The sequence below is a fragment of the Actinosynnema sp. CS-041913 genome (assembly GCF_050942485.1).
GTDB lineage: Bacteria > Actinomycetota > Actinomycetes > Mycobacteriales > Pseudonocardiaceae > Actinosynnema.
The window spans coordinates 3,474,329-3,493,560 of the sequence record NZ_CP192037.1 but is presented as its reverse complement, the minus strand read 5'-3'; the positions used below and the strand labels follow the sequence as shown (position 1 = coordinate 3,493,560).

At 69.4% G+C, this 19,232-nt stretch carries 28 protein-coding genes and 1 pseudogene; 16 read left to right on the top strand and 13 right to left on the bottom strand.

Translation table 11 applies throughout. The features are described 5' to 3' along the window. Positions 1-12: 12 nt before the first annotated feature. The 3 genes from ACQPZF_RS16775 to ACQPZF_RS16765 are packed head-to-tail and all read right to left on the bottom strand — an operon-like array spanning position 13 to position 4,071. Positions 13-1,563 carry an MBOAT family O-acyltransferase gene (locus tag ACQPZF_RS16775; protein WP_433272592.1) on the bottom strand — a complete coding sequence of 517 codons (1,551 nt, stop codon included), beginning with the start codon at positions 1,561-1,563 and terminating at the stop codon, positions 13-15. Beyond that, complete coding sequence (locus ACQPZF_RS16770) at positions 1,560-2,675, bottom strand: hypothetical protein (protein WP_433272590.1); 1,116 nt, start codon at positions 2,673-2,675, stop codon at positions 1,560-1,562. The genes ACQPZF_RS16775 and ACQPZF_RS16770 overlap by 4 nt, the downstream gene beginning before the upstream one ends. A 10-nt stretch (positions 2,676-2,685) precedes the next feature. After that, positions 2,686-4,071 (bottom strand): aminotransferase class V-fold PLP-dependent enzyme, encoded by a 1,386-nt coding sequence (locus tag ACQPZF_RS16765; protein ID WP_433272588.1) that lies wholly within the window; start codon positions 4,069-4,071, stop codon positions 2,686-2,688. A 504-nt stretch (positions 4,072-4,575) separates the two neighbouring features. On the opposite strand from ACQPZF_RS16765, the gene ACQPZF_RS16760 reads away from it, so the two are divergent. From ACQPZF_RS16760 to ACQPZF_RS16750, 3 genes are all read left to right on the top strand, one after another. After that, entirely contained in the window at positions 4,576-5,079 is a 504-nt protein-coding gene (locus ACQPZF_RS16760; RefSeq protein ID WP_433272586.1) for a Chromate resistance protein ChrB, read from the top strand. Further along, positions 5,076-5,507, top strand: coding sequence for a chromate resistance protein ChrB domain-containing protein (locus ACQPZF_RS16755; RefSeq protein WP_433272584.1), 432 nt, complete (start codon positions 5,076-5,078; stop codon positions 5,505-5,507). Before ACQPZF_RS16760 ends, ACQPZF_RS16755 begins: the two co-directional genes overlap by 4 nt. Positions 5,508-5,587: 80 nt before the next feature. After that, on the top strand, positions 5,588-6,202 hold the full coding sequence (locus tag ACQPZF_RS16750) for a TetR/AcrR family transcriptional regulator (RefSeq protein WP_433272582.1): 615 nt from the start codon (positions 5,588-5,590) through the stop codon (positions 6,200-6,202). 33 nt (positions 6,203-6,235) lie between these two features. Here the strand turns inward: ACQPZF_RS16750 and ACQPZF_RS16745 are convergent, their stop codons facing one another. Then, positions 6,236-7,591 (bottom strand): MFS transporter, encoded by a 1,356-nt coding sequence (locus ACQPZF_RS16745; protein WP_433272580.1) that lies wholly within the window; start codon positions 7,589-7,591, stop codon positions 6,236-6,238. Between ACQPZF_RS16745 and ACQPZF_RS16740 the strand changes: the two genes are divergently transcribed. From ACQPZF_RS16740 to ACQPZF_RS16710, 7 genes are all read left to right on the top strand, one after another. After that, positions 7,590-7,946, top strand: a complete 357-nt coding sequence (locus ACQPZF_RS16740; protein WP_433272578.1) for an ArsR/SmtB family transcription factor — start codon at positions 7,590-7,592, stop codon at positions 7,944-7,946. The genes ACQPZF_RS16745 and ACQPZF_RS16740 overlap by 2 nt on opposite strands. 81 nt (positions 7,947-8,027) lie before the next feature. Continuing rightward, positions 8,028-8,393 carry a BlaI/MecI/CopY family transcriptional regulator gene (locus ACQPZF_RS16735; protein ID WP_433272576.1) on the top strand — a complete coding sequence of 122 codons (366 nt, stop codon included), beginning with the start codon at positions 8,028-8,030 and terminating at the stop codon, positions 8,391-8,393. Next, the gene (locus ACQPZF_RS16730; RefSeq protein ID WP_433272574.1) at positions 8,390-9,256 is read left to right on the top strand and encodes a M56 family metallopeptidase; all 867 of its coding nucleotides are present in this window, start codon (positions 8,390-8,392) and stop codon (positions 9,254-9,256) included. The genes ACQPZF_RS16735 and ACQPZF_RS16730 overlap by 4 nt, the downstream gene beginning before the upstream one ends. A gap of 66 nt (positions 9,257-9,322) precedes the next feature. Then, positions 9,323-9,703, top strand: a complete 381-nt coding sequence (locus ACQPZF_RS16725) for a hypothetical protein (protein ID WP_433272572.1) — start codon at positions 9,323-9,325, stop codon at positions 9,701-9,703. Further along, positions 9,696-10,094 carry a hypothetical protein gene (locus tag ACQPZF_RS16720; protein ID WP_433272571.1) on the top strand — a complete coding sequence of 133 codons (399 nt, stop codon included), beginning with the start codon at positions 9,696-9,698 and terminating at the stop codon, positions 10,092-10,094. The genes ACQPZF_RS16725 and ACQPZF_RS16720 overlap by 8 nt, the downstream gene beginning before the upstream one ends. A gap of 47 nt (positions 10,095-10,141) precedes the next feature. Next, positions 10,142-10,939, top strand: a complete 798-nt coding sequence (ccsB, locus tag ACQPZF_RS16715; protein WP_433274579.1) for a c-type cytochrome biogenesis protein CcsB — start codon at positions 10,142-10,144, stop codon at positions 10,937-10,939. Between the two features lie 36 nt (positions 10,940-10,975). After that, the gene (locus tag ACQPZF_RS16710) at positions 10,976-11,113 is read left to right on the top strand and encodes a hypothetical protein (RefSeq protein ID WP_433272569.1); all 138 of its coding nucleotides are present in this window, start codon (positions 10,976-10,978) and stop codon (positions 11,111-11,113) included. 65 nt (positions 11,114-11,178) lie between these two features. On the opposite strand, the gene ACQPZF_RS16705 is transcribed toward ACQPZF_RS16710, so the two are convergent. From ACQPZF_RS16705 to ACQPZF_RS16680, 6 genes are all read right to left on the bottom strand, one after another. Beyond that, a complete protein-coding gene (locus ACQPZF_RS16705) occupies positions 11,179-11,574 on the bottom strand; it encodes an ABATE domain-containing protein (RefSeq protein ID WP_433272567.1) in 396 nt (131 codons plus the stop codon). A 10-nt stretch (positions 11,575-11,584) separates the two neighbouring features. Further along, the gene (rpsR, locus tag ACQPZF_RS16700; protein WP_433272565.1) at positions 11,585-11,818 is read right to left on the bottom strand and encodes a 30S ribosomal protein S18; all 234 of its coding nucleotides are present in this window, start codon (positions 11,816-11,818) and stop codon (positions 11,585-11,587) included. Between the two features lie 5 nt (positions 11,819-11,823). After that, positions 11,824-12,120, bottom strand: a complete 297-nt coding sequence (gene rpsN / locus ACQPZF_RS16695; RefSeq protein ID WP_433272563.1) for a 30S ribosomal protein S14 — start codon at positions 12,118-12,120, stop codon at positions 11,824-11,826. Next, entirely contained in the window at positions 12,120-12,287 is a 168-nt protein-coding gene (gene rpmG, locus ACQPZF_RS16690; protein ID WP_433272561.1) for a 50S ribosomal protein L33, read from the bottom strand. Before rpmG ends, rpsN begins: the two co-directional genes overlap by 1 nt. Then, the gene (gene rpmB, locus ACQPZF_RS16685) at positions 12,287-12,526 is read right to left on the bottom strand and encodes a 50S ribosomal protein L28 (protein ID WP_433272559.1); all 240 of its coding nucleotides are present in this window, start codon (positions 12,524-12,526) and stop codon (positions 12,287-12,289) included. The genes rpmG and rpmB overlap by 1 nt, the downstream gene beginning before the upstream one ends. Before the next feature lie 62 nt (positions 12,527-12,588). Further along, positions 12,589-12,966, bottom strand: a complete 378-nt coding sequence (locus ACQPZF_RS16680; RefSeq protein WP_433272557.1) for a hypothetical protein — start codon at positions 12,964-12,966, stop codon at positions 12,589-12,591. Positions 12,967-13,010: 44 nt separating this feature from the next. On the opposite strand from ACQPZF_RS16680, the gene ACQPZF_RS16675 reads away from it, so the two are divergent. The 3 genes from ACQPZF_RS16675 to rpmF are packed head-to-tail and all read left to right on the top strand — an operon-like array spanning position 13,011 to position 13,760. Further along, positions 13,011-13,349, top strand: coding sequence for a GTP-binding protein (locus ACQPZF_RS16675; protein WP_433272555.1), 339 nt, complete (start codon positions 13,011-13,013; stop codon positions 13,347-13,349). Next, on the top strand, positions 13,346-13,597 hold the full coding sequence (locus tag ACQPZF_RS16670) for a type B 50S ribosomal protein L31 (RefSeq protein ID WP_433272553.1): 252 nt from the start codon (positions 13,346-13,348) through the stop codon (positions 13,595-13,597). The genes ACQPZF_RS16675 and ACQPZF_RS16670 overlap by 4 nt, the downstream gene beginning before the upstream one ends. Position 13,598: 1 nt before the next feature. Further along, entirely contained in the window at positions 13,599-13,760 is a 162-nt protein-coding gene (rpmF, locus tag ACQPZF_RS16665) for a 50S ribosomal protein L32 (RefSeq protein WP_433272552.1), read from the top strand. Positions 13,761-14,007: 247 nt separating this feature from the next. On the opposite strand, the gene ACQPZF_RS16660 is transcribed toward rpmF, so the two are convergent. Beyond that, complete coding sequence (locus ACQPZF_RS16660; RefSeq protein ID WP_433272550.1) at positions 14,008-14,364, bottom strand: Imm1 family immunity protein; 357 nt, start codon at positions 14,362-14,364, stop codon at positions 14,008-14,010. Between ACQPZF_RS16660 and ACQPZF_RS16655 the strand changes: the two genes are divergently transcribed. Together ACQPZF_RS16655 and ACQPZF_RS16650 are read left to right on the top strand one after the other, a co-directional pair. Continuing rightward, positions 14,288-14,707 (top strand): hypothetical protein, encoded by a 420-nt coding sequence (locus ACQPZF_RS16655; protein WP_433275010.1) that lies wholly within the window; start codon positions 14,288-14,290, stop codon positions 14,705-14,707. The genes ACQPZF_RS16660 and ACQPZF_RS16655 overlap by 77 nt on opposite strands. Positions 14,708-15,033: 326 nt before the next feature. Next, positions 15,034-15,216, top strand: a pseudogene (locus tag ACQPZF_RS16650) (IS110 family transposase); the annotation flags it as partial. A gap of 1,067 nt (positions 15,217-16,283) precedes the next feature. Here the strand turns inward: ACQPZF_RS16650 and ACQPZF_RS16645 are convergent. Further along, positions 16,284-16,892, bottom strand: a complete 609-nt coding sequence (locus ACQPZF_RS16645) for an SMI1/KNR4 family protein (RefSeq protein ID WP_433272548.1) — start codon at positions 16,890-16,892, stop codon at positions 16,284-16,286. 431 nt (positions 16,893-17,323) lie between these two features. Between ACQPZF_RS16645 and ACQPZF_RS16640 the strand changes: the two genes are divergently transcribed. Then, positions 17,324-18,193 carry a hypothetical protein gene (locus tag ACQPZF_RS16640; protein ID WP_433272546.1) on the top strand — a complete coding sequence of 290 codons (870 nt, stop codon included), beginning with the start codon at positions 17,324-17,326 and terminating at the stop codon, positions 18,191-18,193. Positions 18,194-18,345: 152 nt separating this feature from the next. Here ACQPZF_RS16640 and ACQPZF_RS16635 read toward each other — a convergent pair whose 3' ends face one another. Beyond that, complete coding sequence (locus ACQPZF_RS16635) at positions 18,346-18,729, bottom strand: HPF/RaiA family ribosome-associated protein (RefSeq protein ID WP_433272544.1); 384 nt, start codon at positions 18,727-18,729, stop codon at positions 18,346-18,348. Between the last annotated feature and the right edge of the window lie 503 nt (positions 18,730-19,232).

The following is a 19,232-nucleotide window of genomic DNA, read 5'->3' as shown; positions in this document are numbered from 1 at the left end:
CTTCTCCCGTGGTCAGAAGCGGTAGTAGAGGAACGGGGACGGGCCGCCGGCGAAGACGAGCGCGATCGCGGCGGCCAAGCCGATGACGACGGACCAGCGCAGCGTCGGCTGCCACGTCAGAGCGAGGCGGGAGGGCTTGCGCTCCTCCGCGGCGGTGGGCAGCGCCACCTCGTAGCGTTCGAGCAACTGCTGGCTGTTGCGCGGGAGCAGGGCGACGGCGAGCAGGAGGGCGACCCACACGAGGGCGGGCACGACGGTGACGACGTCGAACAGGTTGGAGCGGCCGTAGAAGTCGCCCACCGGCACGCCGGAGGGACCGAAGCCGTACATCGCGGTCAGCAGGGCCCACGCGGTGCGCAGGTCGGGCGCCTGGAAGAAGGTCAGCGACGAGACGAAGGCGACCATCGTGAGCAGCCAGCCGACCGGGCTGGGGATGCGCGGCAGGCGCGGATGGGCGGTCGCCAGTTCGCGCCAGACCAGGTTCACCGCCATCGCCACGCCCTGGAACGCGCCCCACAGCACGAACCCCCAGCCCGCGCCGTGCCACAAGCCGACGAGCAGGAAGGTGACCAGGACCGGCAGGCACAGCACGAGCAGGACGCGCAGTGCCGCCGAGTGGCCGCCGGACATGCTGCGGCGCATGAGTTTGGTGGCCAGCGGGGTGTAGACGTAGTCGGTGAAGAACCGGGTCATCGTGATGTGCCAGCGGCGCCAGAAGTCGACGATGTTGGTGGCCCGCAGCGGCGAGTTGAAGTTGACCGGCAGGCGGAAACCGAGCATGTAGGCCAGGCCGATCGCCATGTCGCTGTAGCCGGAGAAGTCGAAGTACAACTGGAGGGTGTAGGCGAGCATCCCCACCCAGGCGTTGCCCGCGCCGATCGCGTCGTGGCCGGAGGCGGTGGTGAACAGGGTGGTCGCGTAGGGCGCGATGTTGTCGGCCAGCACGGCTTTCTTGAACAGGCCGATGACGAACATGGTGGTGCCCAGCACGATGCGGGTGCCCAGCGTCCGGTCGCGGTCGGGGTTCTCGATCTGGCCGAACACCTCGTCCGGCCGCACGATCGGGCCCGCGGTGACGTAGGGGAAGAAGGTGCCGAACAGCGCGTACCGCAGCAGGGTGGGGCGGTCGCCCTGCGCGAGGTAGGCGTAGAGCAGGAACCCGATCTGGATGAACGTGTAGAACGACAGGCCGATCGGCGCGCGGGCGGCGACGCCGGGCAGCGAGGTGCCGAACACCGCGTTGATGTTGTCGACCAGGAAGCCGCTGTACTTGTAGGCGCCGAGCAGCAGGAGGTTGGCCACGACGCCGACGATGAGCAGCGCCCTGCGGCCGGGGCTGTCGACCGGGCGGGCGGCCATCAGGCGCACGACGAGGAAGTTGCCCAGCACCGAGCACACCAGCACGATCACGTGTTGCGGCGTGTCGGAGGCGTAGAACACCAGTGAAGCCAGCACGAGCCAGCCGATGGCGAGGCCGGTGGGCAGGTAGCGGCGGATCAGGTGGTAGCCCGCCACGACGATCGGCAGGAACGCGAACAGGAACCCGTACGAGGTGAAGGTCATCTCCGTGCTCCCGTCACGAGGTCGGGCATCCGCTGGAACATGTCTTCCAGGCACTCGTAGCGGCCGTGGATGTGGTCGACGAAGTTCTCCGCCTTGCACCGCGGGTACGGCGCGGGGTCGAAGCGGTTCTCGGCGATGGCCCCGTGCTTGGCCGCCATCTCCTCGGCGACGGCTTCCAGGCCGTGCAGGGTCTTGGCGAACGGGTAGCTCTGGATGCGCTGCCAGTAGACGGGGTGGTAGGGCGTCTGAGCGAGGACGACGCGGACGTTCTTGGCGCGCAGCCAGTCGATGAGCTTGCCCAGCACCTGGACCAGGTCGCGGTCGATGGCCGGTCGGGTGGGTCCGGCGCGCAGGATCTCGTTGTCGACGAACTTGTCGACGTACTTCTTGGTGAACTTCGCGTCGCTCTTCTTCGACCAGCGCAGCGATCCGTCGGAGGCGATGATGTCCAGGTGGTCGTCGCGGGTCGCGGTGGTCAGCGCCGGTGTGCCCTCGGCGGTGTCGAGCTGTTGCACGCGGCCGAACAGGCCACCCATGTTGAACGTGCCCGACCACTGCTGGATCGGCGCGCGGTTGGGGTAGGGCGTGGGCGTGACGCCGAGTTTCCCCGCCATCTCGGCGTAGTCGGCTTCCCACTGCTTCCAGTCGTAGGTCCGCCGGGCGGCGACTGGTTGCAGGGACACGAAACGGAGGCTGAACACCATCGTCCTGGGCAGCCGCCCGGCTTGGTCGAGCAGGTGGGTGATGGCCATCATGTCTTCGATCTGGTCGTTGCTGACGAAGGCGTTGAGGACCCGGTGGCCGCCCGGGATGCTCTCCGAGCGGGCTTCCTGCCAGCGGCTGCCGCCGAAGATCACGATGTCGGGTGTGGTGGTGAGGTGGCGGATCTGCGCGGCGCGCAGCGCGCGCAGGTCGATGTTGGGGTCGTAGTTCGCGAAGTTCCTGCCCTGCACCAGTCCTTGTGCCACGTCGTCGATGGCGTCGCCGTCGTAGACGTAGGGGTTGAGACGGGCGTTGGCCACGCCGACGGTGGCGAAGACCAGCGCCGCGATGCCGAGAATGGTCAGCAGGTGGCGCAGGATCTGGCCGCGGGACAGTTCGAGGTTCGGCATCGGTGGCTCCTCAGCCCATCGCCCGGGACAGCCGCCAGGCGGCGTCCACGAACCGGTCGACGTCGTGCTCTCCGTGGAACAGGTGGGTGGACACGCGGATGGCGTTGCTCGGCGCGGTCGTGCCGGCGATCGGGACGACCGTGGTGCGGATGGTGATGTGGTGCTCGTCGCGCATCCGCGTGACGAAGGCGTTGGCCTTGTTCAGGTCCAGCACGTCGGAGGGCCGGGCGAACGGGTTGAACGACGTGATCGCGCTGGCCAGCCGCGGGTCGTCCTTGGGGCTGTAGAGCGCGTCGGTGCCCCACCGTTCGGCGATCTTCTCCTTCAGCCGCGCGGACAGACCCAGGACGTAGCGCTCGATTACGGCGCGGCCGAGGCGGTCCCAGATCTCGCACGCCTTCACGAATCCGGCGACCTGGGCCAGGCTGGGGTTGCCGGCGTCCTGGAGCAGGGCCGCGACGTCGTAGGAGCCCGTGGCCGTCCGCGGCGGCAGTCCGGTGTCTGGATAGGCGAGGGTGGAGGTGACGGTCGGCCAGAACGTCGGCAGCGGGTTGGGGTTGTAGGCCTCGATCACCTTGTTGCGCAGGTACAGCACGCCGGTGCGCGCCGGGCCGCACTGCCACTTGGCGCCCGAGCCCGCGAGGAAGTCCACGCCCAGCTCGCGGTAGCGGTAGGCGAACATGCCGGGGATGTGCGCGCCGTCGAGCAGGGTGGTGATGCCGTGCCGCTGCGCCAGTTCGGCGATCAGGCGGACCGGCAGCATGGTCCCGGTGCGGAACACCGGCGCGGAGAACACCAGGAGCTTGGTGCGGGCGGTGATCGCGGCCTCGAACAGGGTTCTGTAGTCCTCGGCCCGTTGTCGGTTGCCCACGGGCAGCGCGACACGGCGGACGGTGACGCCGCGGCGGTGGCGCAGGACGGCCAGCGGGGTGTTGACCGCCGGGTGCTCGTGGTTGGTGGTCAGGATTTCGTCGTCCGCGGTCAGGTCGAGACCGGCGAGCACGGTGCCGACGCCGTGGGTGGTGTTGTCGGACAGGAACAGCTCGTCGGCGTCGCAGCCCAGGCTCGCGGCGATCTGCGCGCGTTCGGCGTCGAAGGTGCCGTGGTAGTTGCTCAGGGCCTGCCTGGCGACGGCCTCCGCCTGTCTGCTCTCGGTGCGCAGCACCTCGCGGGGTGGTGAGCCGACCGTGCCGACGTTGAGGAACAGCGGGTCGCGGTCCAGCACGAACATCCGCCGCCAGGTTTCCGGGTCGCCTGCCCGGACACCGTCTCCCGGCTCGGCCGCGAGCGGGGCCGCGCCGACCCCCAGCGCGACGCCGGTCAGCCCGGTTGCCAGGAGGAGTTGTCGCCGTCGAATGCCACCACCGGGCGGCCCGAGGTCCATCGACTGGGACATGAAGTGTTCCCTTCGGACGTTTTTCGAGCGCCACTGATAGACCCTCGAAAGCGGGCTGAAAATGTGCAGGTAACCATGGTTACAACTGCGGCGCAGTGGAGAAGCTAACTGCCCGTCTGCGACCGATATAAGGGCCATCCGGCTTAATGCGCGGAACCCTCACGAGCCCATACCCACCGCATTGAGACGATCCACTAAACGCTTCGTTCAGCGAACATGACCAGTAGTCGCCGAGCCGACACTTCAGGTAGCCGACCTAGCCCGAACGGATGCCGAGTCATCCGGTTCGCGAATGTCACATTCAACAAAATCGCTGACCGCTCGCCCGATTGCCGCCGGAGCCCCGTTTTTGCGGGGTGGTCCACCTATCGGACTCACGTAGCGCACCGATTCCGGAAAGTGGGAAAGAGTTCCGGCACGGCCTGGTCGCTGCTCGCCGGGCTCGGCGCGTAGAACGTGGACGTGCACCTGTGCCGACCGCCCGCGCACGCCAGACTGTGCGGCATGAGCGCGGGCTCCGTCGGCCGGCCGGGCACACCGGGTCAGTGGGTGCTGCTGTCCTACCGACTGCCACGCGAGCCCTCGACGCCGCGGATCTCGGTGTGGCGCAAGCTCAAACGGCTGGGGGTCGCGCAGATCTCGGACGGTCTGGTCGCGCTGCCCGCCGACGCCCGCACGCGCGAGCATTTGGAGTGGATCGCCGACGAGGTGCTCGACGCCGGAGGCTCGGCGATGCTGTGGTCGGCGCGGCCGGGCAGCGCCGCGCAGGAACGCGCGCTCGCCCAAGGCATGGCCGACGCCCGTGCCGCCGAATACGCCCAGGTGCTCGCCGAGGCCGAACACTCCGCGCACCGGTCCGCCACCGATCGGCGGAACGCCATCCGCAAACTGCGCGCCGACCTGCGTCGCATCCACCGCCGCGACTACTTCCCACCACCGCAACGGGCCGCCGCCGGGCGCGCCGTCGCCGCCCTGCACCCCGACAACGTCCACGAGGAGACCGCATGAAGTGGGCCACCCGCGCCGGCATCCACATCGACCGCGCCGCCTGCGCCTGGCTGATCCGCCGCTTCCTCGACGCCGAAGCCGAGTTCGCGTTCGTCACCGACCCCGCCGACGTGCCGGAGGACGCCACACCGTTCGACATGCGGGGCGTGGAACTGGGCCACCACAACGGCGACTGCAGCTTCGAGACGATCCTGCGCCGCTACGAGATCACCGATCCCCCGCTGTGGCGCATCGCCGAGATCGTCCACGAGGCCGACCTGGACGACGAGCGCTACGACGCTCCCGAAGCGCCGGGCCTGGACGTGATCCTGCGGGGCTTGTCGATGATCGGCGACGACGAGCACACCCTCGCCGTCGCCACGCCGATCTTCGACGGCCTCTACGAGTACTACCACCGGGCGGGGATGCTGGGCCGCGAGCCGGCCTGAGCCGCGGGGCCGGGGATCCGCAGGCTTCCCGGCCTCAGTGATCACCGAGTCGGGTCGGCGAGGACGATTACGATGCCTTCGTGACCGGACAGCAGGCGCGGCGGACGCGGATGAGCGCCGAGGACCGCCGCGAGTCGATCCTCGTGGCGGCCACCGAGGTGTTCGCCGAAGTCGGCTACCTGCGGGGCAAGACCTCGACCGTGGCGCGGCGGGTCGGGGTGAGCGAGCCGGTGGTGTTCCAGAACTTCGGCACGAAGGCGGCGCTGTTCGCCGCCGTGGTGGAACGGGCCGCCGACCACATCTGCCGGATGCTCGACCGGGCGACGGTCAGCACCTATCCGGTCTCCGGCCTGCTGCGGGTCGTATTGGACCCCGACCACCTGCGACAGGTCCACAGCGCCGGCGCGGTCGGGGCGATCTTCGCCGACGCGTCCTCGGTCACCGACGAGCCGGAGGTCGAGGCCGCCGCCCGCACGGCCACACAGCGCTTCGCCGCGGCGCTGGTGGGTCTGCTCGACCGGGGCAAGGCCGACGGCGAGCTGCGTGCGGACCTCGACACCGGTGCCGCGGCGTGGTGGCTGTTGTCGCTGGTGGCGTCGCAGAGGTTCCGACAGGCCACCGCCGCCGATTTCGAGGCGGTCGAGTCGCGGATCGCGGAGAGCACGCTGGCTTTTCTGCTTCCCGTCGACCGCTGAGGTCCGGTCGGCGCTCTGCCGCCGTCGACCGGGTCAGCGTGGCCAGCGGTCGTGGAAGTCGTCGATGCGGTAGGTGTGGGTGTGCCGCCACACCCCTCCGGCAGGGACCGCGTCCTGGAGGTGGTGGTGGTCCGGGTCGAGGTCGTCGTGGACGTGTTCCAGGCACTCGGGGTCGTGGCGGGGCCACAGCCGCATCGCGACGGCGGACGAGGAAAGGGTGATCGCGCCCAGCACGGCGAAGGTCACGGTGGTGTTCGTGACGGTCGCGAGCCAGCCGGCCAGCGGGTAGCACAGCAGCCAGCAGGCGTGCGACAGCGCGAAGTCCGCGGCGAACAGCACGGGGAAGTCACCGGGATCGGCGGAGCGGCGCAGCAGGCGTGACCCCGGGGTGAGCACCATCGAGCTGCCCGCGCCGACGACCGCCCACAGCAGCAGCAACGCCGACCAGTGCCATCCGCCCGCCAGGGGAACAAGGCCGAAGCCGGCGAACATCGCGACCGCCAGCAGGACCGACGCGCGCAGCACCACCGCTCTGTCGGCGACCCGGTCGAGCAGACGGGGCAGCGCGAGCGCGGCCAGCAACGAGCCGATCCCGTTGGCCGCCAAGGCGAACGCCACGTCGGCGGCCTCCCTGCCCAGCACGTCGCGCACGTAGACCACGGTGTTGACCAGGACCATCGAACCCGCCGCCGCGACCGCCAGGTGCACCGCCAGCAGCCCGCGCAGCCGCGGCGTGGACAGGTAGATCCGGATGCCGCGCGTCGTGCCCTCGTAGAGCCCGCGGCGGCGTTGCGGTCGTGCCCCCGGCAGCACGACCGAGACCACCAGCAGCGCCGAGGCCACGAACCCGATCGCGGTGCCCAGGAACAGGTTCTCGAAGCTCACCAGCAGCAGGACGGCGGCGGCGAGCGCCGGGCTGAGCAGGCTCTCCAGGTCGTAGGCCAGGCGGGACAGGGTGAGCGCCCTGGTGTAGTCGCGTTCGTCGGGCAGCACGTCCGGGACGGTGGCCTGGAACGCGGGGGTGAACGCGGCGGACGCGGCCTGGAGCAGGAAGATCAGCAGGTACACCTGCCAGATTTCGCCCACCCACGGCAACACCACCGCGACCGCCGCCCGCACGAGGTCCAGGCCCACGAGGAGCCCTCGACGCGGCAGCCGTCCCGCGATCGCGCCGGCCAGCGGGGCGACCGTCACGTAGGCGATCATCTTGATCGCCAGCGCCGTCCCGAGCACGGCGCCCGCGTCCGGCCCGGCGAGCCGGTAGGCCAGCAGGCCGAGCGCGACCGTGGCCAGGCCGGTCCCGGTCAGCGCCACGACCTGGGCCGCGAACAGGTGACGGTAGGTGCGGACGCGCAGCACGGCGAGCATGCCGGCATCATAGGTGCCCATGTACGCACGCGACGACGTTGCAACAACGGATGACTGGCAACAGCTACCCACTGGCGAGCACGTGGAGGTCGCCGTCGACGGGTTCCGGATGCTCGCCGACGGCACCCGGTTCCGGATGCTGTGGCTGTTGTGCGGCAACGAGTACGACGTCACGACGCTGGCCGAGGCGGTGGGCATCGCCCGGCCCGCCGTGTCCCAGCACCTGGCGAAACTCCGGCTCACCGGGCTGGTGTCGGTACGCCGCGACGGCCGCCGCGCGCTCTACCGCGCCCGAGGCGGACACGTCCGACGCCTGCTGGCCGAGGCGGTCGGGGCGGCGGACCACCACCTGACCGGCAGACCCGACCATGATTGACCGAGCGGTCGGTTGTGAAACGGATCACACCCGGCACGCGGCTACCATTCGACGTATGGGTCACGCCCTGCGGAGACGTCGGTGAGCACGCTCGGCGAGCTGGAGCGCGCCACCATGGACGTGCTGTGGGACCGCGCCGAGCCGATGGTCGTGCGTGACGTCGTGGACGCGCTGGCCGACCGGGACTTGGCCTACACGACCGTGATGACGGTGCTGACCCGACTGGCCAAGAAGGGCTTCGTGCGGCGTGAGCTGGACGGGCGGGCGTGGCGGTATGCGCCGTCGGCCACTCGTGAGGACTACGTGGCGCGGCTGATGTTCGACGCCCTCTCGCAGACCGGGGATCGGCAGGCGGCGCTGGCGCACTTCGCGCGGGCGGTGAGCGAGCCGGAGGCCGAGGTGTTGAGCCAGGCGTTGGCGGAGGGCCGCGAGGGCGGCCAACGGTGAGTGCCGCCGTCCACTTGGTGGTGACGCTCGTGGTGTGCGCGTGTCTGGTGACGCCGTTGGCGAACGCCCGCTGGGTGGTGCGGTCGCCGCGCACCGGCATCCTGCTGTGGCAGATGCTCGCGTCGACCTGGGTGCTCTCGATCGTCGGGCTGCTGCTGTCCGTCGGCTTGGCGCGGTTTCCCGGCTCCATTCCCTCGGGGTTGGCGTCGTGGTCGCGCGAGTGGGCGCATTGGGGCACGGTGTCGGTGATGGCCGGATTGGGGCTCGGCGGGTGGCTGATCGGCGCGGTGGTGTGGTCGTGGCTCGCTGTGCTGCGGGTGCGGCGACGCCATCGGGACGTGCTGGCGTTGGTGGCGCACGAGCACTGTGACGTGCCCGGCGCGGTGATCGTCGATTCGCCGCTGACGGTCGCGTACTGCCTTCCCGGCGTGCGGGCGACCGTGGTGCTCAGCTCGGGCGCGGTGCGGGCGTTGCCGCGTGCCGAACTGTTGGCCGTGTTGGCCCACGAACGGGCGCACGTCAGGGAACGCCACGATCTGGTGCTGCTGCCGTTCACCGCGCTGCGGTGGTGCGCACCCGCGCGGCTGGCCGCGTCGGTCCGGGACGTGGTCGCGCTGCTGGTGGAGATGCGGGCCGACGAGACCGCGTGCCGGGAGCACGGCGCGGGGCACCTGGCCTCCGCGTTGCGCCGGTTCCACGCGGCATCACCGCCCGCGGGCGCGTTGGGCGTCGCCGACACGAAGATCGAGGCCCGGCTGTCACGACTGGCGGGAAGCGCGCCGCTGGCACCGGTCTGGCGGTGGTTGTCGCTGCTCAGCGGCATGGTGCTGGTGTCGACACCGGTGAGCTTCGTCCTCTACTGACGTCTACTACCGCTCGTAGTGCTACATTCGGTAGTAGACGTTTCCCCTGCTTGAGGACTGCACCGGATGATCGACTCGTTGGCCGTGGCGCTCACCGTCGCCGCGCTCGTCGCCGCGGCCTGGTCGCTGCTGCTCGTCATGCTGGACAAGCCGCTGACCCTGGACACCAAGCTCACGCTGGGGGTGGCCGGACTCGTGGCGCTGGTGGAAGTCGGGCTGCTGACCCAGGCCGTGGTCGGCGTGGTGAGGCTGATCGCGACCGACCGGGAGGTCTCCGGGGCGACGTTCGTCGGCTACCTCGTCGGGCCGGTGGTCGTGCTGCCGCTGGCCGGGCTGTGGGCCGTGGCCGAGCGTTCCCGTTGGGGCGCTTCGGTGTTGGCGGTCGGCTGCCTGAGTGTGCCGGTGATGATCGTGCGCCTGCAACAGATCTGGACCGGCCATGGGTGAGGCCACCCGCTCCGGGCCGGGCAGGCTGCTCGTCGCGGTGTACGGGATCTTCGCGATCGCCGCGACCTCCCGCTCGGCAGTGCAGATCGCGACCCGCTTCGACCACGCTCCGGTCGCCTACCTGCTGTCCGCGTTCGCCGCCGTCGTCTACGTGGTGGCCACGATCGCGTTGGGGTTGGGCAGCCGGACCTCGCGGCGGGTCGCGCTCGCCGCGTGCGCCGCGGAGTTGACGGGTGTGCTCGTGATCGGAGCGGTCAGCCTGGTGGCGCCGCACTGGTTCCCCGACGCGACCGTGTGGTCGGACTTCGGCCGCGGCTACCTGTTCATCCCCCTCGTGCTGCCCCTGCTCGGACTGCTGTGGATCCGCCGGACCAGAGGAGTAGCCGCGTGATCGCCGTGCTCAGCGACTGGCTGTTCACCAGCGCCTTCGGCGTGTACATGGGCGCGGCCCTGCTGTGCGCGGCCGAACACTCGTTCAGCCGCTACGGCTCGCAGCGAGGCGGTATCGCGAACATGTGCGGACGGCTCGGCCTGGCGCTCACCGTGCTCGGTGCGCTGCTGCACACAGGATCCCTTGTCCTGCGCGGAATCGCCGGCGGGCGGGTGCCGTGGGGCAACATGTACGAGTACCTGTCCGCAGTCGGCCTGCTGGCCGTGATCGGCTGGCTGTACGTGGTGTGGAAGCACCGGGTCCGCAGGTTGTCGGTGTTCGTCCTGCTGCCGGTGGCTCTGCTGCTCTTCCTGGCGGGCAACCAGCTCTACACCGAAGTCGGTCCGCTGCAGCCGGCCCTGCGCTCGTACTGGATCGCCATCCATGTCGCCGCAGCGATCATGGCCAGCAGTGTCTTCCTCCTGTCCGGAGTCCTCAGTGGACTGCACCTGCTCAGCACAAAGCCGCGCAGACCGGTCAGTGCGCGCCTCCCGCCCGCCGACCACCTGGACCGCGTCGCCTACCGCACCGGTGTGTTCGGCTTCGCCACCCTGACCTTTGCCATCGTCACCGGGGCGGTCTGGGCCGAGCAGGCCTGGGGCCGCTACTGGGGCTGGGATCCCAAGGAGACGTTCGCGTTCGTCTCGTGGATCTGCTACGCCGCCTACCTGCACGCCCGCTCCACCGCCGGCTGGCGAGGCCGCAACGCCGCGTGGATCAACGTGGCCGGCATGGTCGCCGTGCTGTTCAACCTGTTCTTCGTCAACCTCGTCGCCGTCGGCCTGCACTCCTACGCCGGGGTCTGAACACCGGCTTCACCACCGGTTCCGCAGACTCGGACCGTGACCTACGACGTGCGGACCTGCTGGGGCGGCCAAGCCGACGCCTTCGACCAGGAACCGGACCACGGCCTGCGCGATCCCTTGTTGTGGGGCCGTGAGATCGACGACGAGCGCTACCTCCTGCTCAGCAGGCGCTGACCCAGTAGAGCCGGAGGCGACGGGCCCTGCGGACTCCGTCCGGCTGCTTCACGGCCGTCGAGACGTCACCGTTCGACGCCGGTCCGTGTGGCCGGGTCGGCCGACCTGGCCCGGACGCGGAACGCGGCGGCGCAGGCGCCGGCCCACTCCCCCGCCAGGCCGCCTACCGTTCCCGTGTAGTGCAGGTGCCACCACGACTGGTCGCCGTGGCGGGCCAGCCGGGGCTGTACGCGGAACTCCGCGAGCAGGTCGTTCACGTACCCGACGGCCACGTCGGGATCGTCCGCGGTGAACACCTCGCGCAACGCCGACGCCACAGCGGCGATCCGCCCGACGACCGGGCCGCGACCTCCCGGTAGCGAGACACCAGTCGGGTGGGGGCGGACGGGTACCGGTTCGACATCGCGCCGGCCGCGGTGTCGTCGGCCGCACCGGGTGTGCCCCGTCGGAGGGCGGAGCACACCCGACCGGTCAGCGGCCCTTGGAGGGGTAAGGGAGCAGTGCCATCTCGCGTGCGTTCTTGATGGCGGTGGCGACTTGGCGCTGCTGTTGCGGCGTCAGGCCGGTGACGCGGCGGGAGCGGATCTTGCCGCGGTCGGAGATGAACTTCCGCAGCAGCGTCGCGTCCTTCCAGTCCACTGTGGTGATGCCCTCTTTGCGCAGCAGGTTCACCCGGCGTTTCGGGGTGCGTTCGACTCTGGGCATCCGGCTCACCAGCTCGACTTGCTGACGCCGGGCAGTTCGCCGCGGTGCGCCATCTCACGGAGTCGGATGCGGGACAGGCCGAATGCGCGGTGGAAAGCCCTGGGGCGACCGTCCACGGCGTCGCGGTTGCGCAGCCTGGTGGGGCTGGCGTCGCGGGGCAGCTTCTGCAAAGCGCGCAGTGCCTCGTCGCGGCGCTGCGAATCGGTGCGGATGATCTCCTTCAGCGCCGCGCGGCGCTCGGCGTGCCGGGCGACGACCTCGCGCCGCTGCCGGTCCTTGGCGATCTTCGACTTCTTGGCCATCAGCGCTCCTCGCGGAAGTCGACGTGCCTGCGCACGACGGGGTCGAACTTGCGCAGCACCATGCGGTCGGGGTCGTTGCGCCGGTTTTTGCGGGTGACGTAGGTGTAGCCGGTGCCCGCGGTGGAGCGGAGCTTGATGATCGGCCGGACGTCGGTGCCCCTGGCCATCAGACCTTCACCCCCTGACGGCGCAGCTCGGTGACCACCGACTCGATGCCCCGTCGGTCCACGGTCTTGATGCCCTTGGTCGACAGTTTCAGCACGACGTGCCGGTTCTCCGAGGGCAACCAGAACCGTCGCCGCTGGGTGTTGGGCAGCCAGCGGCGGGACGTGCGCCGGTGCGAGTGCGAGACCTGCTTGCCGAAACCGGGCTTGCGCCCGGTGACCTGGCAGTGCCGTGACGACACGCTACCTCCAGTTTGAAACGACAATCATTTCCGTTAGGCTAACCCACATGGGAACCGAGGTCCTACTGGTGGCCGGCCTGGCGCGGCACGACGTCGCCGAGGAGGTCTGGCGCGCGTCGCCGGGATCGGTGCTGGTCCGCCACGACCTGCGCAATCTCGCTCAGGGTGTGGTGCGCCGGTGGGTCGACGGCGAGCTGACCGTGCTGGAACTCGCCCACGGCTGCGTCTCGTGCACCTTGCGCCTGGACCGGCTGTCTCCACTCGCACCGCGCCGGCTCAGGGGCGCACTCGACGTGCCGGAACTGCTGGCCGCCATCCCCCAAGGCGCCCGCCGAGGCCGTTTCGACGACGGCTTCGGCACCCTGCTGCACGGACAGCCGCCGTTGAAGCCGGCCCAGGGTGCGGCCGTCGTGCACTTCACCGAACGCCGCCCGTTCCACCCGATGCGGCTGCACAAGGCCATCGACGTCCTGCTCACGGCGTCGTGCGCACCCGCGGCCGGGTGTGGGTGGCCAGTCAACCGGACGTCGCACTGTGGCTGGAGTCCACCGGCGGCGGCCTCAACCTCGGCCCGTGGCTCGCGGCCGTCGACGACTGGTCCGAAGTACCCGACGAACGCCGCGCGACCGCATCGGCGACCTGGGATTCCTACTACGGCGACCGGTCGCAGGAACTGGTCGTCATCGCCGGATCCGCGGCACCGGACGAGATCACGACGGCACTGCGCGAGGCGCTGGCGACCGACGAGGAACTGACGCTGATCGACGAACTGGAGTTCGTCGAGCCCTTCGCCGAGTGGCACGACGAAATGGAGGAGTTGTGAAGCAGGGCATCCACCCCGACTACCACCCGGTGGTCTTCCAGGACCATGCGACGGGCACGGCGTTCCTGACCCGGTCCACGGCCACCTCGACCAGGACGGTCGAATGGGAGGACGGCCACACCTACCCGCTGATCACCGTGGACGTCACCGCGGACTCGCACCCGTTCTGGACCGGAAACCAGCGCGTCATGGACACGGCCGGCCGCGTGGAGAAGTTCAACCGCCGCTACGGGAAGAGGAACCGCTGACATGGCCGTGCCCAAGCGCAAGACCTCACGCAGCAACACCCGCCACCGCCGCTCCCAGTGGAAGGCCACCGCACCCGACCTCGTTGCGGTGACCACGCCCGACGGCCGCAAACTGACCGTGCCCCGCCGGCTTGTGGCCGCCTACCGACGCGGCCTGCTATGACCGACGCAACAACGACGCCACGAACACGCGTGCGAGCGGGAACCTCGCAGGGTTCCCACGTCGTCTATAGCGGAGCGGACAAGGGCTACCTCTGATAGCAGTGAGAAGACAACTGTCCACCAGTTGCGCGCATCCACCGACTGGCTCCCGACCGTTGCGGGGAACCGGGCGGTCCGCAATCCACAGCGCTTCGCCAGCCCCTCGCGGATTCGCCACGATATCCGGCTTTCGTCGTGGCGTGTCGGAGTCATGCTTCGGCTTCGGTCCACTCGAACCCGGTCGGTCGCGTGCCGCCGGTGGTCAGCAGTTCGGCGATGGCCTGCCGGACGGCGGCGAGTGGCACCTCGGCGTCCGCGGGGACGTCGTGGCCGTTGCCGAAGTAGGCGTGGCTCACGCCGCGGGGGTTGAAGGCGGTGCCCCGACTGTAGGACGTGCCATCCTCGTCGCTGAAGCGCAGAGCCCCCACGCCGCGCGCGGCGTCCGCCCCGGCGGTCAGGTCGGTATTGGTGAAGTGGAGGAGGCCAGTGGTGCGGTTCGTGGGTGTGTTGTTGGGCTTGTTGGTTGTGGTGTGCGGGGGATGTGCGACTGTTGGGGAGGGGCACATCCCTTACAACGGCGAGCTCTACCGGAAGGTGGACGAGTACCGGAAGTCCGATGCTCCGGACCGGAAGCCGTTCGCTGAATTCACCGACCGGGAGTGGGACGAGCTCTACGTGTTCGACCTGGAGTCCGTGTCGAACGAGCAGATCGAACAAGAGCTGGGTAGGAAGGTCGGTGTCGGTACGGGCAACGGCAGCCTGCTGGCCTATTACCAGGACGGCAAGGTTGTCCACCTGGAGACGTCCGACGGCGGGCTCTGCTCGGGCAGGTACACGGCCGGCGCGTACGTCCGCCGGGGCTTCGCCTGCTGGTTGATGGACGACAAGTACGAGAGGTTCTCGTCCTGAGGCGCCGGTAGACACGCGGCCGTGAGGGGTGTCAGAACTCTGCACTGGGGTCGCTGGGATGCGATGAAAATGCACTGTTGACCACGAGCTGTGATCAACAGGCGGATCGTTGCGACTGCTGTACCTGATTGTCGTCCGGCTCGGTCAGTGGTTGGTGCTGCTCAGCCGGTCCTCGACACCCCAGACGTGGAGTTGCCAGTGCTGCGGATGTCCCGAATGTTGCGTAATCACCGAGTGGTGATTCGGATCTGATGCGGACCGTCGGTGATCAGGGACCTGTCGGCAGGGTCGTTCACGAGGTTGACCGGCGACAACAGGAACAGTGCGTGACGGATCGACCGGTGGTCCGGGTCGGTGTCGACGTCGGCAGGACCCACCACCACGCCTGCGCGATCGACACGAACGGCAAGACCGTCTTCTCGCAACGGATCGCCAACGACCAGCCCGCGATCGAGCAGCTCATCGCCCGCGCGGGGGAAACCGCGAACGAGGTGCGGTGGGCGATCGACTGCCCACATCCCGCCTACTCGCGGCAGCCCTGCGGGTGGACGCGGAGGCCTTGCGCGCTCGTGACCGGTTGCGCTTGGCCGCTGCGCTGGGCATCAGGGCCCGCTCGTCTGGGGGCATCGCACCTTCGCGCGAAGAGGGGCCCGGCACCATTTCGGCGCCGGGCCCCTGGGGTTACGGGTTCACTTCCACCAGCCAGTCCTGAGACCGGCTTGTCATGTCCACGCCATCCGTACGAACTCCGGACAACGCGGGGATCGCATGTACGTGACCGGAAACCACCACCCAATCGATCTGGAGTGCGGTACCCACCCGGACGACTTCACTCCGCGGCAGGCGATCCGATGGCGTGCAACCCTTCCCTTCTCTGTCGATCCGTACGCTTGCCTGTACTGCTTCGGCGGTCGGCACCGGACTCTTCGAACACTCCGGCTCACCTCACCCACCGCCTGCGACCACCGTGCCGGAACCCCTTCCACTGATCGGCTCCAGCGCGCCTGACCGATGCTGCTACCACCACTGCTGACTGTCGGACTCCGGGTCGTGCGAACTGCTGTCGAGCGTATTGCGGTTGTGCTCCCGGTACTACCTGTGCCGACTGTCCCTGGCTTCGCCTGCAGAACCTTCTACCACCAGTCCCGACCGGCGAGGCCGTCCTGCTCCCAACTCGCGGGTAGTTCATCCTCTCCCGCGCCGATAGGACGTTCTCTTCTGTTCGACAAGGAGAACACTACACACACCGACGTGCGAATGTCTACTCCAGCGATCATAGATTTCCTCGATCAGGTGACCCAGGTGCGCTCACCTGCGTCGATGCGCGATCCGCATGGTCGGCCGCAGGCTCCCCGGCCACCAAGACCACCGCTGTCACGGCCGACCTGGAGTCGGGCCGGTCTTCCTGATCGGGACCTACCGGGCCGCGGCCCGGATCCGCCGGTACCTCCGTGGCCACCATCGGCGACCCGCAGCCGGTTTCGCCTCACGGTCAGGGCGATCGGTACGGGTTGTCGGGTAGCGCACTCACCGCCCGGCCGGTGACGTCGTTGCCGCGGTCCGGCCGGGGCTGCGGTCACAGGACCCAGTACACGTGGGTGGGTCGCGGTGTGCGGCTCAACTGGTCGATGCTTCGGTCGAGCCAGGTGTCGTAGTAGGTGAGGAAGTCCGGACCCAGGATCCATTGGTCACCCATGTCGATGTTGACCACGTGCCCCCGCCGGGGGCCGGCGGTGACCAAGCCGACCTCGTCCCCGCACCCTCTTTCGATGATGGGCAGGTAGCCGTGCTCCAGCCCGTCGTCGTCATCGTCGCCGGTGAAGAACGGGCCGCGTTCGCCGGTCGGGAACGGGCGGGCGCACTCGGGGGTCGCGTCGCGCAGCAGGGCCTGGTAGCGGTCGATCCCGTAGAACGGCCCGGCTCCCGTGCCGATCCGCTCCAGGAACGCACGGAAGTCGCCGGGCAGCGCGACACCCATGGCCCCTTCCAACGCGCCAAGCTGCGCCTCGGTGAGCGGTTGGTTCCGGTGTCCGTGCCGATCGGCACCGAACATGATGTAGCCGCCGGGACGCCGCCCGGCCGTCCTCATGGAGCTGAAGGCTTCCCGCTTCGGCGGGTCCAACTCGCGCAGCCGGTCCAGCCGCGCCGCCATCCCCGCCAACCGGCTGTCAAGACTCTCGTCCATGTCCCTCCCACCACACCCACTCAATGACTCAGGGACCGGCGTGACGTCATTATCGAGCACGAGAAGCGAGGCCGGGGACCAGGGAGTCGCGGAAGCCGAGGACTTGGACGTGACCCGGCGGCCGAGCGCCGGGGCCACCGCGCCCGGCGGCCGGCCGCCGTCGAACATCGCAGCGGATACGGCCATTCAGGCGACTGTGGATGCTATCAATCAGCCGAGGGTATAGCTTGGAAATTGTTACCCCGGACCCCGGTGGCGCGACACCTCCCGTATTTGATCACGGAGGTAAACCGCGAGCCGGGGTCTTCTGCACGGATGACCGGCCGCAGGCGCTCGAATCGCGTTGGTGCACCCGCACGCCGTCCACACCGGCGCTGACACCGACGCGCCACGCGGCCCATCCTCAATCCTGTTCCAGGAAATGAAGTCCCATGCGACACATCCGAACCACCGTCCAAGCCTTACTCGGCGCCACCGTCGTGACCGGCGGTCTGATCGCCCTCACACCGGCAGCGCAAGCCATCACCATCCCGGTGGCGTGCAGTGAGAACGCCTTGGTCGCGGCGGTGAACCTGGCCAACTCCACGCCCACCTCGGACACCCTCGTCCTGGCGGGGGGCTGCACCTACCACATGACCGCCGCCCACGGTGGCGCCTCGAACGCGCTGCCGGTGATCACCACCCCGGTCGAGATGATCGGCCCCGCCACCGTCACCAACGCCTCGCCGCTGGGCCCGGGGCTGTTCCGGATCGCCGAGGTCGGCCCGACCGGCAGCCTCACGCTCACCACCGGGGTCGCCTTCACCCGGGGCAACGTCCTCGGCCACGGCGGCGGCATTCTCAACCGCGGCGCGGTCACCCTCACCGGCAGCACCCTGACCGGCAACACCGCCTCGGGCAACGGCGGCGGTCTCGCCAACGCCGACACCCCGTCCGGCACCGCGCCCGCCGCGACGTTCACCAACAGCCCGGTGTCCGGCAACACCACCCTGCTCGGCGACGGCGGCGGCATCTACAACGGTCTGCGCGGCACGCTCACGGTCACCGGCGTCTCCGGCAGTCCGCTGTTCATCACCGGGAACAACGCGGGCCGGGGTGGCGGGATCTCCGCGGTCGCCTCCACCGCGACGACCCTCACCCAGACCGCCGTGACCGACAACCACGCACTGCTGCTCCTGGGCCACTCCGGCGGCGTCTACCGCCAAGGCGGCACCATGACCACCACCAACAGCCCCATCACCGCCAACACCCCCAACAACTGCGTCGGCAGCACCCCCGCGGTCCCCAACTGCACCGGCTGACCACACCTCCGGTGACACCACACCGGACGCCCGACCCACCTGATTTCCCGAACCCGACCGCACGACCCCCGCCAGGTGACACCCGGCGGGGGTCGTGCGGTGACAGGCCCCGTCGTCGGGCGGTGCGGGCGACGGGCCGTTGGTGGTGTCGCCTATTCGCGCTCTGACCATTCGGGTACCGACCTCAGCGCGCGGTTGTTGCGTGGCTCGGTGCGCGTCTTGGCCGCGTCGACCTGTCGGACCAACTCGTTGCGGACTTCGCTCAGCGCCGCGGGAAGGTCGCGCTTCGAGGACGTGGCGACGAAGTGCAGGCGCGGGCTTCGGTTGATCCAGCATTCCAGGGTGACTCGTTGCTCGACGCCCTGGCGGTCCTTCAGGCTGATCTCCAGGTCGATCTGGTCGTCTCGGAACGATCGCAACCGCGAGCCGAGCGCGGCCAGGTGTCCCGAGACCCAGTCGCGTTCGGAGGCGAGGAATCCGGTGGCGAGGTGAAGTCGCCGGGCGATGACCGCTTCGCCTTCGGGAGTGTCGGGCATGCGTTTCTCAGTCCTCCGTGGATTGCCATCGGGGTGTCGGTGTCGGAACAGTCCTGCGCTGGCGACCGCGCACTCGCGGCAGTAAGGGGCGCCACCGAACGGCGCCGCGGCGCGACAGGGGTCTCAGTCGCGGCCTGGTGGCCGGAGTGCCGTGGGCGCGGCCTGCGCGTCGTCGACCCGCCAGGGGCGCAAGGTCAGCCGCTCCGTGGTCGACGCCGGGGTCGTGCACGTCGACGTGCTCATGTCGGTACTCCAGTTCCCCGGTCGCGCGATCTGGCCGGAGGGCATTTGCTCAACCCGCCCGAGGCGGAACTCCGGGCCATTTTTTATGGACCGACCGGTTTCACGGAGGAACGTTGCCGCCAACTCCAATGCTACACGCACCGCTGGCGCAGGTGATCGACTCCTGCGCGAAATTTGCGGTCCGCGAGACGCTTCCTGAGGATTAGCTGTGAGTATTTGATGCACGTGCGGTACGGGCCACACCGAGTTCCGGTAGGAGG